Origin of the sequence: Salegentibacter sp. Hel_I_6, from assembly GCF_000745315.1 — a bacterium.
Classification (GTDB): Bacteria; Bacteroidota; Bacteroidia; order Flavobacteriales; family Flavobacteriaceae; genus Salegentibacter.
The window spans coordinates 1-16,053 of sequence record NZ_JQNQ01000001.1; the positions used below are offsets into that span (position 1 = coordinate 1).

The 16,053-nt window shown below is 36.7% G+C and carries 11 protein-coding genes; 3 read left to right on the plus strand and 8 right to left on the minus strand.

The window, feature by feature from the left end:
- From FG27_RS00005 to FG27_RS00030, 6 genes are all read right to left on the minus strand, one after another.
- Positions 1-1,083, minus strand: a 1,083-nt coding sequence (locus FG27_RS00005) for an ABC transporter permease (RefSeq protein WP_037321834.1), incomplete at its 3' end; no start/stop codon positions are given.
- A gap of 11 nt (positions 1,084-1,094) precedes the next feature.
- The gene (locus FG27_RS00010) at positions 1,095-3,470 is read right to left on the minus strand and encodes an ABC transporter permease (RefSeq protein WP_037313930.1); all 2,376 of its coding nucleotides are present in this window, start codon (positions 3,468-3,470) and stop codon (positions 1,095-1,097) included.
- 39 nt (positions 3,471-3,509) lie between these two features.
- The gene (locus FG27_RS00015; protein ID WP_037313932.1) at positions 3,510-5,870 is read right to left on the minus strand and encodes an ABC transporter permease; all 2,361 of its coding nucleotides are present in this window, start codon (positions 5,868-5,870) and stop codon (positions 3,510-3,512) included.
- Between the two features lie 9 nt (positions 5,871-5,879).
- The gene (locus tag FG27_RS00020; protein WP_037313933.1) at positions 5,880-8,312 is read right to left on the minus strand and encodes an ABC transporter permease; all 2,433 of its coding nucleotides are present in this window, start codon (positions 8,310-8,312) and stop codon (positions 5,880-5,882) included.
- Between the two features lie 74 nt (positions 8,313-8,386).
- Positions 8,387-9,064: an ABC transporter ATP-binding protein gene (locus FG27_RS00025; protein ID WP_037313935.1), complete on the minus strand. Its 678-nt coding sequence runs from the start codon at positions 9,062-9,064 to the stop codon at positions 8,387-8,389.
- Between the two features lie 39 nt (positions 9,065-9,103).
- Positions 9,104-10,354, minus strand: coding sequence for an efflux RND transporter periplasmic adaptor subunit (locus tag FG27_RS00030; protein WP_037313937.1), 1,251 nt, complete (start codon positions 10,352-10,354; stop codon positions 9,104-9,106).
- Positions 10,355-10,558: 204 nt separating this feature from the next.
- On the opposite strand from FG27_RS00030, the gene FG27_RS00035 reads away from it, so the two are divergent.
- Together FG27_RS00035 and FG27_RS00040 are read left to right on the plus strand one after the other, a co-directional pair.
- Positions 10,559-11,902 (plus strand): sigma-54 dependent transcriptional regulator, encoded by a 1,344-nt coding sequence (locus FG27_RS00035; protein ID WP_037313939.1) that lies wholly within the window; start codon positions 10,559-10,561, stop codon positions 11,900-11,902.
- Entirely contained in the window at positions 11,862-13,247 is a 1,386-nt protein-coding gene (locus tag FG27_RS00040; protein ID WP_369794075.1) for a PAS domain-containing sensor histidine kinase, read from the plus strand. Before FG27_RS00035 ends, FG27_RS00040 begins: the two co-directional genes overlap by 41 nt.
- A 772-nt stretch (positions 13,248-14,019) precedes the next feature.
- Here FG27_RS00040 and FG27_RS00045 read toward each other — a convergent pair.
- Together FG27_RS00045 and FG27_RS00050 are read right to left on the minus strand one after the other, a co-directional pair.
- Positions 14,020-14,481 (minus strand): universal stress protein, encoded by a 462-nt coding sequence (locus FG27_RS00045; protein ID WP_037313945.1) that lies wholly within the window; start codon positions 14,479-14,481, stop codon positions 14,020-14,022.
- An 89-nt stretch (positions 14,482-14,570) separates the two neighbouring features.
- Positions 14,571-15,188: a hypothetical protein gene (locus tag FG27_RS00050; RefSeq protein WP_037313948.1), complete on the minus strand. Its 618-nt coding sequence runs from the start codon at positions 15,186-15,188 to the stop codon at positions 14,571-14,573.
- Positions 15,189-15,351: 163 nt separating this feature from the next.
- On the opposite strand from FG27_RS00050, the gene upp reads away from it, so the two are divergent.
- Positions 15,352-16,011 carry a uracil phosphoribosyltransferase gene (gene upp / locus FG27_RS00055; RefSeq protein ID WP_037313951.1) on the plus strand — a complete coding sequence of 220 codons (660 nt, stop codon included), beginning with the start codon at positions 15,352-15,354 and terminating at the stop codon, positions 16,009-16,011.
- Positions 16,012-16,053 lie beyond the last annotated feature (42 nt).

Sequence of the window (16,053 nt, forward strand, 5' to 3'; positions counted from 1 at the left end):
TGCTGCCAGTCCAATAGCAGCCAGAAAGACCAAAATACTTTCTCCCCAAAACTGAAAGAAAAGCTGAGACTTGCCAGCGCCCAGGGTTTTTCTCATCCCTACTTCGCGAAGGCGCTGAGTACTTTTTGCTATGCTCATATTTACAAAATTCACCCCGGCAATTAAAATGATGAGTAGAGAAATTCCCAGTACCATATAAGGCCACATTTTTTTCGCAGTGATATCTCCATCACGTTCTCTCGCGAAGTGGACATCGTTAAAAGGAAATAGTCTAATTTCCTTGAAGTTTCCTGCAGCATCGGGTTGTGCCCCGTCACGCTCAAACCTGGCTATTTCATCTTTATAATGATTATTAGTAAAAGCATCAGTAGTCTGTTGAAATTTTTGCGGACTCAACCCAGAATTAAGCTGCATATAAACCTCATGGTTTTCTTTATCCCATCGGTCTACATTATCTGCATAGGAAAAGTCAGCCTGATTGGTGAAATCCAGAGCCAGGTCAAATTGGATACTACTGTTACTGGGCATATCTCGGACAATAGCTAATATTGTAAAAGGACGCTCTTCACCCTCTGTAATTACGGTGATTGATTTTCCCACAACATCTGAACTTCCGAATATCCTGTTGGCTGCATATTCTGAAACTGCCACACCAGACTTTTCTCCAATAGGATTGACTTTCTTCCCTTCTACCACGGGGAAGCTGAAAATAGAAAAGAAATCAGGATCTACATATGCGGCAGTCATTCGTAATTCCTTATCCTCATTTATTACCAGCACACCTTTTCCATTAAATCGGGTAATTTTTTTAACTCCTGGCACCTCTTCACGCAAGGCGTCAGCAAACGGAATAGGCTTGGAAGTGCTTGCTTGTGGCCCATCGGGCAATTGTTCGGTAGAATAAACCTGGTAAATACTATTCTTGTTTTCGTGAAAATCATCGTAAGAAAGCTCAAACAAAGCATACATACTCAAAAGAATAGCTACACTAAAAGCTACAGTAAGCCCAAGGATATTTAGAAACGTGAAGGTTCTATCCTTCCAAAGATTTCTAAGAGCGATTTTAAAATAGTTCTTTATCATCTCAATAGGAATTATTCGGTTCTTATATTCTTTACTGGATTGGCCATAGCAGCCCTTATAGATTGTAAACTAACAGTAATCAAAGCGATGATGAAGATTGACACACCAGAACCAGCAAAAATCCACCAATTCATCGTAGTTCTATAAATAAAGTTTTGTAACCAAAATTGCATTAAATACCAGGCTAAGGGTATAGCCGCAATACTGGAAATAAAAACCAGCTTCATAAAATCTTTAGACAAAAGCTTTGATATTTGAAGAATGGAGGCGCCCAAAACCTTGCGTATTCCAATTTCCCTTTTCTTCAATTGTGCTGAATAAGTGGTAAGCCCAAACAGTCCCAGGCAAGAAACAAAAATGGCTAAAATTGAAAATATCCTGAACAATTTACCGGTCCTAATATCATCACGATACATTTGTTCATAACGTTCATCTAGAAAAGAAAAGTTAAATGGATAGCCTTCATTATAATTACTCCATACTTTTTCTAAACCGGCAATACTTTCAGTCACGTCGCCGTTTGCAGTTTTAATATACATCACGTAAGGCTCTGGATCATAGAAGAGAACTGCAGGTTCTATTTTTTGCTTCAGGGATTCAAAATTAAAGTCTTTAACTACTCCTATAATGGTTCCTTTAGTTTCCCAGAGTTCAAAAGTTTTACCTAAAGGATTCTTTAATCCCATTTTTTCAACCGCAGTTTCATTTAAAATATAATGGCTGGAATCTGATGCTATTCCTGTAAAATTTTGTCCCTCTAGAAGTTCCATTTTCAGCATAGGAAGAAAGTCTTCATCAACACCTAAAGGAGCAACAATAAAACTGCTTTGTGGATTTTTACCTTCCCAATTGGTGTCTCCTGTAGTCCATCCATTATTAATTAGATTATTATTGGAAAAAGATACTTCTTGAATTCCAGGTAGCTTCTTAATTTGATTTTCAACGGCTTCACGATGTTCAATCATGGCATCGGTCATCGCGAAGCTAAGTACCTGCGCCCTGTCATAACCAGGATTCATGGTGTTTAAGAAATCTAGCTGTTTTCCAATTACTATAGTGCAGATTATTAAAATCACCGAAAACATAAATTGAATACATACTAAGACCTTCCTGAAATTAACCGCTCCAATACCCGGAGCAATATTTCCCTTAATCGCTTCTAAAGGTTTAAAGGAAGAAAGAAGAATTGCTGGATAGATGGAAGAAGCTGCAAGGGTTGCCACAAAGACTGTAAAAATGAGTTTCCATAAACCGATATCTAAAAGATTAAATGAAATTTCTTTTCCCGATATTGTATTATAAGAAGGCACTAAGATAAAAATGAGTGCTATGGACAAGGCAAGAGCAATTATAAAAAATATGCAAGACTCTATTATAAATTGTAAAAACAAATGTTTACGTTCTGCACCAATTAGTTTTCTCAAGCTAACTTCTTTTGCTCGTTGTATTGCCCTTGCGGTGTTTAGATTCACATAGTTTATACAGGCTATAGCAAGGATAAGAATGAGAACCAAACCAAAAATCCGTACAGTTTTTATATTGGTTGGATCTCCATTATAACCGTAAAGATTCATCTTTTTTATAGGCTGTAGGTAATATGCCGCTTTGCTTGAAGTTAATTCTCTATTTGGGTCGTTATCTTGATTTATCCTGGTTAATTTTTCGATGACTTTTTCGGAGGAAGCATTTTCTGCCAATTCCAGGTAAGTCACATAATTAAAGTTTCCCCAGTCGCTATCTATAGAATCCCAATAGGGATTATCTGTGTATCCACTCTCCAGCATTGACACCGGAAAGAAAAAATCAAAATCAATACTTGAGTTTTGAGGAAGATCTTTTAGTACCCCGACTATAGCGTAGCGATCCTCATGATCCCCAATAATTGTTTCTCCTAAAATATCGGTAGAACCAAAATATTTATTTGCAGCAGTTTCGGTTAAAACAATGGAGTTATTGCCAGAAAAAGGCTTGCTTTTATCTCCATGTAAAAATTCCGTATTAAAAATATCAAAAAACTCAGGATCAACATAAGCAGAAGAACCGGCTTCCAAATCTTTATCTTCAGTAGAATAAATACGGTAAGAATAATTATCCCTAACCCTGGTAGCATTCTTAACTTCAGGTACCTCCTTCTTTGCAAAATAGGCCACCGGTCCAACAGATCCACCCCAGGTCTGTTTGGAATCGCCGTCTCCAATAATACTCGAAACACGATAAATATTACCCGAATTATTTGAAACCTGGTTAAAACTTAATTCTGAATCAATCCATACGGCTATAAAAATCGCTACCGTTAGCCCCAGGGAAAGTCCTAATAAGCTTATCCCATTATAAAACTTTGTTTTCCAAAGATTTCGCCAGGCTGTTTTTAAAAGTATTCTGAACATAATTTTCGATTGATGAATGAAACTTATTGGTTATAATAATTACTCTGTTCTTAAACTTTTTACCGGGTTTACGATGGCAGCTTTAATGGCCTGGAAGCTTACGGTTAGTAAGGCAATTATTATGGCGCTTCCTCCGGCAAATACAAATATCCACGCTGAAATAGTTATTCTGTAAGCATAATCTTGTAGCCAGGTATGCATAATAAACCAAGCTAGTGGTATCGCAAAAAGAAGTGCAATAATTACTAATATTAAAAAATCTTTAGACAGTAATTTGACGATATTTAGAACACTAGAGCCTAAAACCTTACGTACACCTATTTCTTTTCTTCTTTGCTCAGCCATATAAGCAGAAAGTCCAAAAAGCCCCATGCACGAGATAATTATCGCTATTAAAGCAAAAATCTGAGATAAATTTCCTACTAGCTGTTCACTTTTAAATTTGGCATTAAAAGCATCATCAACAAACCTGTACTCGAAAGGAAAACCAGGATTCTGTGTTTTAAGAACTTCTTCCACGTTTTCTAAAACTTGGGTTGTTGATATACCTGGTTTTGGTTTTACATACATATAATCCGCACCTTCAGCTTGATGATAGAACATCACGGGATCGCTACTTCCATACATATCATCATATAAATAATCTTCAACTATTCCAGTAATAGTAAATTCTTCTTCCTGCCATTGTATTTTATTACCTATTGGGTTTTCAGTAATCATTAGTTTGGCGAAAGTTTCAGATATTAAAACATTATTACTATCAGCTGCCTGGGAATTACCAAACCCCCTTCCTTCTTTTAATTTCATTCCGGTAGCTTTTAAAAATTCAGGGGTAATAGTTCTAAAAGAGATCAGGATATCTTTATCATCAGGTCGTCCAGGCCAACTTACACTTGAAGTATTATTTCCGCCAGATAAAATTTGAGAATTCATAAGACCAGCGCTTTCAACCGTACCAGAAGACTTTAATTCTTGTACAATCGATTCAAAATTTTTGATGATTCCACCACCAGCAGCTGGAATTTCTATCAAATTTTCTTTTTGTAAACCTATATTTCGGTTTTTCACATGGTGAACTTGCTCATAAACTACGATCGTACTCACTATTAAAATTACAGAAATCGCAAACTGTCCCACAACCAGACATTTACGTATTAGGGAAGCACTTCCCGCTTTTTTGCGAGTCCCTTTCAAAACATCAATTGGTTTGAAGCTAGAAAGATAGAAAGCCGGATACAAACCCGCCAGTATCCCACAGGCAAGTGATATGCATAGCAATGAAAGAATATGTGAAGGAAGAATGAGGTTTAAACTTAGATTCTTATCTACCAGAGAATTAAATTCTGGAAATAATATGATAATCGCTACGATACTTAAAATTCCCGCTAGTACTGCGTTCAAAATAGCCTCGGTAGTAAATTGAAAAATTAACTGTTTTCTTCCTGAGCCAAGGGCTTTGCGCATACCCACTTCGCCAGCACGTTTTTCACTCCTGGCGGTTGCCAAATTCATGAAGTTGACACAGGCTATGATTAAAATGATTAGTGAAATAAAGCTAAACAAGCGTACATACTCAATTCGTCCGCCAGCTATTTTACCGTCTTTAAAATAGCCCCGCAGGTGCCAGTCTTTCGCCGAGAACAAAATTGCTTCAGTTTCTTTGTCACCAGTTTTAGCTGGAAGAACAGCCCTTACTTTTTTATCTACCTTTTCGACATTTGCTGTTGGATCTAATTTTACAAAAGTGTCCGTGAAATTGCTTCCATAATCCTGGGTCCATTCTTTACCATCGGTAAAATTTCTAAAAGGAACTAACCATGAAAATGAATAAGTAGTATTTTCAGGGAGATCTTCAATAATTCCAGTTATTGTATAATTAGTTTTTTGATCAACCTGTATTGTTTTACCCAGGACTTTTTCGCTACTTCCAAAAAGGATAGTTGCAAGCATTTGTGTTAATACAATTCCATTTTTATTTTTAAAGGCTTCATTTGGATTGCCCGTAATAAAATTAAGATCGAATATTTCGAGGAGATCCTCATCGGTATAAGCTCCTTTACTTTTTATGGCTTTATCCTCTACGCTAAAAAGAAAGTTTTCATCGCGAAGTCGGGCAGATTTTTTTATTTCCGGGATTTCCTCTTTTAAAACTGAAGCTAAGGGTCCCGGGGTTGCCATAAAAAAAGTACGCCACGCTCCATCATATTTCTGATTGGTAGGAACATTAAAGACTAAATTTTTATCTTTAATTCCCTCATCGAAATTTACCTCATCTTCTACCCAAAGCAAAATAAGACTTGCACAAGTTATTCCTATAGCTAATCCAAAAATATTTAGGGCACTATAGCCTTTATTTCTATAGATATTCCGCCATGCGATTTTAAAATAGTTCTTGATCATTTTAAAGATTTATTCTGTTCTTAAACTTTTTACCGGGTTTGCTATTGCGGCTTTAATGGCCTGGAAGCTTACAGTAACGATAGCAATAAAAATGACTAGCAGCGCTGAAAAGCCCAGGATTTTCCAGCCGATCTGGATGCGATATGAAAAGTCCTGAAGCCATATGCTCATAAAATACCATCCTAGAGGCAGGGAAAAAAGGGTCGAGATAATTACCAACTTAAGAAAGTCGGTAGTGAGACCTAAAGTGATCTGACTCACACTGGCACCTAAAACCTTTCGCACGCCAATTTCTTTTGTTCTTCTCTGAGCATTGAATGTTGCCAGAGCAAAAAGACCCAAACAGGCAATAAAAATGGAAAGACAGGTAAACACCATAAAAATGCTGCCCAGTCGACGTTCTTCCTTATAGGACGTTTCAAAAGCAGCGTCCATAAAACGATAATCGAAAGGCTGACCAGGCCCCATCTTTGCCCAAATATTTTCTATACTTGCAATCACGTCAGTAAGGTCGGCTGTCTTCAACTTGACAGCCATAGAGCCTGTAGATCGATCCATAAATAACCCCAGCGCACCTATTTCTTCCCTTAGCGATTCATAGTGAAAGTCTTTAACCACCCCTATTATATTATAATATAAAGGTTCACCCAATTCTACTTCCTGGGTGATTCTAACCCCTAATGCTTCTTCTGCATTCAAACCAAGGGTTGTGAGTGTGGATTCATTAATAATGACTGCCGTGGAGTCTGCAATGGAATGTCCATTGAAATTGCGACCACTGATAAGCTCAAGGTCAAGCGTATTGAGGTAATGATCATCCACTTTCCAAATCTGCGTTTGTATGGCATATTGTTGATCCATTTTTCCTTCCTGAAAAAAGGAAGTGCTGGACCGTGAAGATGGCACTGGCATAAAGCTACTTATGGTCGCATTTTGAACCGAACTTAAATTAAGTATTTCCTGTCTCAGTGCATCTATTTGCTCCCCGGCAGCGTAAGTATCATTGATAATTAGTACCTGTTCCTTATCAAATCCTAAATCTTTACTTTGTATAAATTGTAACTGTTGGAAAACTACTAGCGTCCCTACTATTAGGAATACAGCTACGCTGAATTGAAAAACTACTAAAAAACTACGGATGTTCCATTTACTAGTGCCTTGCGCTCTTATTCCTTTTAAGGTATCTACGGGAACAAATTTGGAAATAACAAATGCCGGGTAACTGCCCGAGATTAACCCTAGAATGATCGTTATCAAAATTAACCAGGCATAAAATATAGGTTCGTCAAAGGGAATGGATATACTACGACCAGCCAGGTCATTAAAAAATGGCATTGTTATGTAAGCCACGATCACAGCCAGTATCATAGATGCAAAAACCACTAGGCCAGACTCTGTCAAAAATTGAATAATTAGTTGTCTTCGACTGGAGCCAAGCGTTTTGCGTATCCCAACCTCTTTAGCTCTTTTGAGAGAGTTGGCCGTAGAGAGATTCATAAAATTTACACTGGCTAGAAAAATCAGGAAGAAACCTATGAACGATAGGATGTAAACGTTCTGTATGTTTCCTTTCTGAGACATCTCGATCTTATTATCAGAATGCAGGTGAATATCAGTTAGCGGTATGGTGTGGAATCTTATATAGTTTCCAGATGCGGCAAAGGATTCCGCAGTCATACCCGGAAAGGTTTTGACAGCCCAGGGAAGAACATATTTCTCTAATAATCCGTCCAGTTGAATTTGGAAGTTATCCAGGTTAGTACCTGACGATAGCTTTATAAATGTGAAGTAATTATGTCCACCCCAAATATCTTCGCGGGAAGCCACGTTACCCGCCATGGCCATGAATATGGAGTAATCCTTAAGAAAGGAATTTAAGGGCAAATCTTCCATAACACCAGTTACTAAATAAGTTTCTTTATTATTTAGGAGGAGTTTTTTACCCACAACGTCTACGCTACCAAAATGATTTTCTGCAGCCGTTCTGGTCATGACCAATGTGTTGGGTTTTTGTAGTGCAGACTCTTTATTGCCCTGAATGAGGTCTAAACCGAACATTTCAAAAAATGTGGAATCAGCATAAGTGGTATGGAGTTCCTTGATATTGTCTGTTTTTTTGACGTCTCTAAAAAGATTGCTCCCCAGTATTCTAAATCGGGTTGTATTCTCAACTTCAGGAAAATCGCGTTTTACCGCGCCAGCCAAAGGTGGAGCCGTTTCAGCGGATTTAATCTCTGCTCCACCAAATTTGATTTCCATATCGATTCTATGGATACGGTCAGAATCGGCAAACATCTTATCATAATTGAGTTCCTCATAAATGTAAAGTGCAATCAATAGTCCACCTGCCATTCCTATGGCAAGCCCTAAGGTATTGATAAGAGTAAAAAAGGTTTGGTTTTTTAAACCTCTTAATCCCATTTTAATATAATTCCGAATCATAATTGTCCGTTTATTGATTGATGAACTTCTACATTCATTTCTTTTCCCGCTTCAGGGGAGTTAGAGAGAGCTTTTTACACCAACACATTCTCTGTTACTTTCTCACCATCCAGCATCCTGATGATTCGATGGCTGAATTTAGCGTCGTGTTCGCTGTGTGTTACCATGATGATGGTGGTTCCCGCTTCGTTGAGTTCGGTTAGCAAATCCATCACTTCGTTCCCGTTGCTACTGTCCAGGTTTCCGGTAGGTTCATCTGCCAGGATCAGTTTAGGATTGTTAACCACAGCCCGGGCAACAGCCACCCTTTGCTGCTGTCCGCCCGATAGTTGCTGTGGAAAATGTTTCCTTCGGTGCATAATGCCCATTTTCTCCAAAACCTGGTGTACTCTTTCTTTGCGTTCTGTTGGTTTTACCCCAGTATAAATCAGCGGAAGTTCCACATTTTCAAAAACGCTTAGTTCGTCAATCAGATTAAAACTCTGGAATACAAACCCGATATTATGCTTTCTAAGTTGTGCCCTCTTTCTTTCGTTATAACCGGCCACTTCTATTCCATTAAACAAATAACTGCCGCCATCTGGATCGTCTAAAAGACCAAGGATATTTAAAAGGGTAGATTTCCCACAACCCGAAGGTCCCATTATGGCCGCGAACTCCCCTTCTTTTACTTCAAATGAAAGTTTATTAAGCGCTATGGTTTGAACCTCTTCGGTTTGATAGTATTTCTCGAGGTTAGTAATTTTTATCATTTTGATCAGATTTATCTTTTAATTTTATTTTTAATATTCTTACTCCAAAATCAATTCTTCAATATCACCAAAATTAGAATAACTGGAAGTAATTACCTTATCACCAGGTTCAATCCCTTCAAGGACTTCATAGTATTCGGTATTCTGACTCCCTAATTGAATGGGAGCTTTATACGCAGTTTTTCCATCCTCGCTCAATTTAAAAACCCAGTTCCCACCAGTTTGCTGGAAAAATCCTCCCTTAGGAATTAATATCGCTTCTTTTTCCTGGCTAAGCGCCAGCCTAATTTGAAACGTTTGTCCGCGGCGCAGTCCGTTCGGTTCTTCTTCCTTAAATTCCATATCTACCTGGAACCTGCCATTATTTACCTGGGTATATACTTTTTTGATCTCCAGTAGGGCTTCTTTACCGTTGCTCGTGAATGTTCCCTCCTGCCCGGTTACAATTCTTGAAATATAATGCTCGTCAATTTCAGCCCTAATTTTATACCCGCTTAGTACATCCAATTGCCCCAGGCGTTCTCCTTTAGTTTTAGATTCTCCAATTTCAGCATCTAATGATGTAAGCTGGCCATCTATTGGCGCTCTAACTACCAAATCCTCTACTTTTTTACGCATCAATTCGAGCGCCTTTTGGGTACGCTGGTAAGATTCCCTGCTTTGGTTAATTTCTTGTTTTGTAGCAATCGAATCTTGCTCCATAACCTCTTTTGCTAATTTCATCCTTTCTTTTTGATAGGTGTAATTATTTTGCGATTCCAGGTATTCCTGTTTTCCTATAGCTCCTTTTTCAAGTAAACGCGTATTTAATTTATAAACCCTTTCGGCCTCCTTTAAGCTATTTTCAACATCGGTCAATTGGTTTAATCGGTTAATAGTGTTTTGCCTGGCAGCGGTTTGCGAAATTTGCATTTGGGTAAGTAAATCATACACCGAAGTTTCTTGATTGACCAGGCTTAATTCCAAATCGGTATTCGAAAGCCTTAGAATGGGCTCTCCCTCCTTCATCATTGCTCCATCTTCCACAAATTTTTCTTCTACACGACCACCTTCAACGGCATCTAGATAAATGGTTTTTATTGGCAGTACAGCTCCGTTCACTGGTATATTTTCCTGGAAATTTCCTTTCTTTACTTCACTAATGCTTATCCTTTCTTTTTCAACATTCAATTTGGAATTTCCTGTAGAAGAAATTAATACGAACACGATTAGTGCAACGATTAAAACCGATCCTCCTATAATGGCGAACTTTTTAGTGGTAAAGCGTTTCTTTTTAAGCGGTATATCCATAAAATAATTTGTTTCCTCTTAGTTTATAGACAATACAGTGCCATAATTTTAAGCGATTGTAAATCATATATTTAGCGTTTTTCAATGAATAAAAAGTGTTCATTTTCGAACACCTTCTGTTCGCTTATAATACAATTTTGTTGTGGTGGTTTTTTGTCTTGTTGAAATTCTGAAGCTTTCTGATTAAATTGTAATATTGTAGCTATGCAACTTAAGAATGCCAAAATACTTATTATTGACGATGATCAGGACGTACTGACCGCGCTTCGCCTTTTGTTAAAACCTTTTGTTGCTCAAATTACTGTTGAAAAACAACCCGGAAATATAAATTCCCTTCTCACCTCATCCAGTTTTGATGTGGTGATTTTGGATATGAATTTCAACGGACTCGTAAATACGGGAAATGAAGGTATTTTTTGGCTTAAGCGAATTAAGGAAATTACTCCCGATACCGATGTTATTCTAATTACCGCATACGGTGATATTGATCTTGCCATACGATCTTTAAAAGAAGGCGCTTCAGATTTTATAGTTAAACCCTGGCAGAATAAAAAGGTAATCGAATCTTTGCAGGAAATGCTTCAAAACAGGAAAAGCAAAGGAAAATCGATAAAAACTAAAAGCGAAGGGTCTAAAATAGTTGGGGAAAGCGCAGAAATTCGTGAGGTTTTTCAGAAAATACAGAAAGTAGCGCCGACTGATGCAAATATTTTAATTCTAGGAGAAAACGGTACTGGAAAAGACCTCGTGGCTAGAGCCATTCACGACAACTCAAACAGAAAGAATAAAGCTTTTGTAAAAGTTGATGTGGGCGCGCTTACTTCCACCCTATTTGAAAGTGAATTGTTCGGATATAAAAAGGGTGCTTTTACCGATGCCAGAGAAGACCGGAAAGGTAGATTTGAAGCTGCTCAGGGCGGTACACTTTTTCTTGATGAAATAGGGAATATAAGTCTTAGCCAGCAAGCTAGGTTATTAACTGTACTTCAAAACCGGCAAATTAGTCCGCTTGGATCTAATGAAGTGATCCCGATAGATATTCGGCTGATTTGCGCCACCAACCTGGATATTTCAGAATTATCTAATGAAGCTAAATTCAGAAAAGATTTAATTTACCGCATAAATACGGTAGATATTATTGTGCCACCCCTAAGATTGCGCGGTACCGACATCACCTTACTCACCAAACATTTTTTGGAAGTTTATGCTGAAAAATATGCGAAAGGTCCGTTTAAATTAGACGCGGGGTTTTTGAGTAAATTGAAAAATCACAACTTCCCTGGTAACATCCGGGAATTGCAATTTGTAATTGAGCGTGCGGTTATCATGGCTGAAGGCACTTTGCTTGGTGCAAACGACCTTTCTTTTTCAGCAATAGAAAGTAAAATTGAGAATAGCGAAATTGAAGATACCCGCCTGGAAACTGTCGAAAAAAATACCATTTTAAAGGTTATCGATAAAAACAGGGGAAATATTTCCAAATCGGCTAAAGAACTGGGAATTACACGTGCCGCACTTTATAGAAGACTGGAGAAATATGACCTTTAAAACCTATCATACCGGGGTGTTTATTCGGATTTTTCTTTTGATTATCGTCATTGGGATTTTAGCATTTTCTGCTTTGGAAACCAATTATATGCTAGCCACAGCATCATTGGTTGTATTGATCCTGATTACTTATGAATTTTTCCGTTTCCTGAGTCGGCGTTTCAATATTATTGAAGATTTTTTTGAATCAATTAAATACCGTGATTTTTCCAGGCATTATCTAGAAAAGAACAAATTAGCAGATATCCAATCTTTATATCAAGGTTTTAATACCGTGAATAAAGTGGTACGGGAAATAAATTCAGAAAAAGAAACGCAATATCTGTATTTGCAAAAAATACTGGAACTTATTGATATTGGGATTATCGCTTACAATACAAAAAATGGCGAAGTCTTGTGGGCGAATGAAGCTTTTCAGGCTTCTTTAGATTTTCCTTCTTTTAAAAATATCAGTTTTGTTAAAAGTAGAAATAAAGAATTACACCAACTCCTTTTTGAAAATTTTTATTCCAAAGCAAACACCCTGGAAATGCCGATTAAAAAAGAGACCATTAAAGTCTTAATATCGAATGCCCTTTTCAATGTTGGAGAAAAATCATTTAAATTAATTGTGCTTCATAATATTGAAGATACGTTGAATAAAACTGAATCTGAAGCCTGGAAAAAGTTGCTGAGTGTAATGACGCACGAAATTATGAATTCCATCGCCCCAATTTCTTCATTGGCTGGTACACTGAAGTTTCAGGCAGAGATGCATGAGCAAAATCCGAAGGAAAATAGCCTGAATATTGAAGATCTTAATGCAGGCTTATCCAGCATTGAAAAACGAAGCGAAGGTTTGCTGAAATTTGCAAAAACCTATCGCAGTTTGAGTAAAGTAACCAAGATTGATAAAGAGCAAATTCAAATAAGTGAATTATTCAAAAATTTAGAAAACCTTTTAAAACCAGGAAAGGACAAAAATATTCTATTGGATTTTGAATTAAAAGACCCCAATTTGGAGGTGGAAGCTGATGCTTATTTGTTGGAACAGGTATTAATAAACCTTGTCTTGAACGCCATGGAAGCTTGTGAGAATATCCCAAATCCAAAAGTGAAGGTTTTTGCTGAAAAGAAATTTGACGGGCAGGTAGTGATTTCGGTCACCGATAATGGACCGGGAATTCCTGAGGAAATTAAAGACCAGATTTTCGTTCCTTTCTTCACTACAAAAAAAGAAGGCAGCGGCATTGGATTAAGTCTTTCCAAACAGATTATGACCCTACACGGCGGGAAAATTCAAGTTACCAGTAAGGAAAATAAAGGAACTTTAATTAGTTTGATATTTAAGTGGAATTCGTCTTAAACGAAATTATTCGGAAATAGATAGTTTGCTCAAATTTTTTAATAGAAATGGGATCTTGAACTTTTTTATTCAACTACTTTTAAAGCGTAGAAATTTAACAAAGATATTTTTCTAATTCATTCGATTTTAACCGATGACTTCTTTGGAGTAAAACTGGATAAAAATTAAAGAAAAATTAATTGCTATCGTCATTATAGCAATTTGAAAATGTCCCTATATCATTTTTAATATTACTAGCATTTGAATGGTGATCAATGATTAAAGATGCACGAATTCTGACTGTAAAATTATCTAACTCAAGTTTTGTTCCGTCAAAATATTTTGACCTGTTTTCTTTTGGCCCCAAAATAGAAATAAAAGTAATTTCTTGAAGTATTCAAATTTTTTACTATTTCGTAAGATCTATAGCTTAAGAATATCGAAATCATCTGAAATAAAATTTTCTTTGCCATTTTCTCTTATCTGATTTAAAGCTATATATCCACAATTCCCAATTGTATAAACTTCTATAATTGGTATTGTGGATACTTATTAATTGAAAAAAAAATGTGAGTTGAGGAATAAAAAAGCAACCACATTTTTGAGTCACAATGAATCATATATTATTATAAGCTGTAAGTAAATTTTACTCTTTATATAGAGAATTGGTTTTATATCAGAGAAAACAGGAAGTTACAGGTTTTGTACAATGCATTATAATAATTTTCTGGATCAAGATTATTATTTTTAAACCCAGAGAATTTTGAAATTAATACGAAAATTTCCTAGAAAACTAATCCTTCTTTATCGGCACCATAAAAACCGGCACTTCAGTTTTTTCTAAAACATTTGAAGCGACAGTTCCCATTAAAAGTTTTTCAAAAACAGAATGGCTATGGGTACCCATAACCACCAAATCGGCATTCCAGGTTTTTGAATATTCCAGGATAGCTGTTGCCGCATCGCCTTCAGATAAATGGGTTTCTACGTTCTCATCTTCAAGATTTTTCGCGGCAGTTTCCAGGAAATCTTCCACTACTTCCCTCATTTCCCTGGCGATATCAAGATTTACCGCCATTTCATCGTAACCGGAATAGCCCATAAAAGTAGGATAATCAATCCCGTAATAACTTAAATTTGCCATGACGTGAAGTAAACAAACTTTAGCATTCAACTGTTTTGCCAGCTTGTAACCAGCTTCAGCTACTTTCTCTGAAACTGGATGATAATCTATTGCAATTAATATACGCTTCATAAGAATGGATTTCTTATAAAGTTATTAAATGAATTTTAAAATGTAGAAATTAAATAAGGAATACTTTTATAAGTGAAAGTTGTTTTAAACTATTCCTTTACAACAATTAAACTGGCTTTGGCTCCTGTTAAAAGGTTCCATTCTTTGGAAGCTACAAGATTACCGTTCTCCTCTAAAACTTTTAACTGGGCCGTATTGGGACCAGAAGACCCCTGGTTTATTGCTTCAAATTCAATATTATTGAATCCGCTTTCAAGCGTAACTAATATAGGATGAAAACTACCACCAAGTACTACCCGTTCCACAAATTTACCATTTACGTAAACATTTACCTGGTCGCCATCTACAAATTGATGATCCCGACAATAAAGTTCAACAAATTTTCCAGTAGTTTTAAAATCGCCTAAGTATTGGTCTTCTCTATACTTTTCCAGAGCTTCTTTATCCTTTGTCCATTTTTCTTTTACAGCATCGCCCGCGGTTTTTAAGTTATTAGGCTTCTCTCTAAAATCTATTTCTTTAGGTTTTTCACGAAGATATTTACTTTCTTCATTAGATTCTTCAGCACGAAGTATAGGAAAGCCCGAGGAATTTGTTTCAGACTCAGCTTTTAAAATTCCTCCTGTCTTATTGGTAGCAGGTAGATCTATCTGTCCATAACTTAATATAGAAAAGCAAAAGAACAAAAATGTATAGATAAACTTCATAGAATGAATTCTTTAACCCAATTAATATCAAAAATACAGCCAAATTATCATATTGAAAAATATTTTGAGTATTAAACCTCAAATGTAATTTAATCCCAAAGGCATTCGAAAAACATTTACTTATCTTTACTTTACCAAGCGAGATAAAAAATCAAACATTAGTATGCAGATACATCATCTCTTAGAAGAAAATTCTATCGCCGGTAAATTTGTGGCGCAACTCAGGGATACTGAAATTCAAAAAGACCGAATGCGTTTCCGTAGGAATATTGAGCGCCTGGGTGAAATTTTAGGTTACGAACTGAGTAAAAAATTAAAATTTTCGGCTAAAAATATCAATACTCCCCTGGGCAATGCTGAAGTACAATTACCAGAAAATGAAATTGTGGTTTGCTCTATTTTACGTGCCGGACTTCCTTTACATAATGGATTACTGAATTATTTTGACGATGCTGAAAATTCATTTATTTCTGCTTATCGCCATCATCCAGATAACGATGAAAATTTTGAAATTGTAGTAGAATACCTTGCCTCTCCTTCTCTTGAAGGAAAAACACTAATTCTTGCCGATCCTATGCTTGCCACAGGCGGTTCTTTTGTAAATGTGATGAAGGCTTTAGAAAAAATGGGGAAACCCAAAGAAATTCATTTGGTTGCAGTAATTGGTGCCGAAGAAGGAATTGCTAATATAACCGCAGAGTTTCCGGAAGATGCTAAACTTTGGATCGCTACCATAGATAAAGAGTTAGACAGTCGCGGTTATATTCTACCTGGTCTTGGCGATGCCGGAGATCTTTGTTATGGCGGCAAATTGCAGCACTAATTAGCAAATACTATTATAATTTTCTTAAGTGCTGGGTGCAGG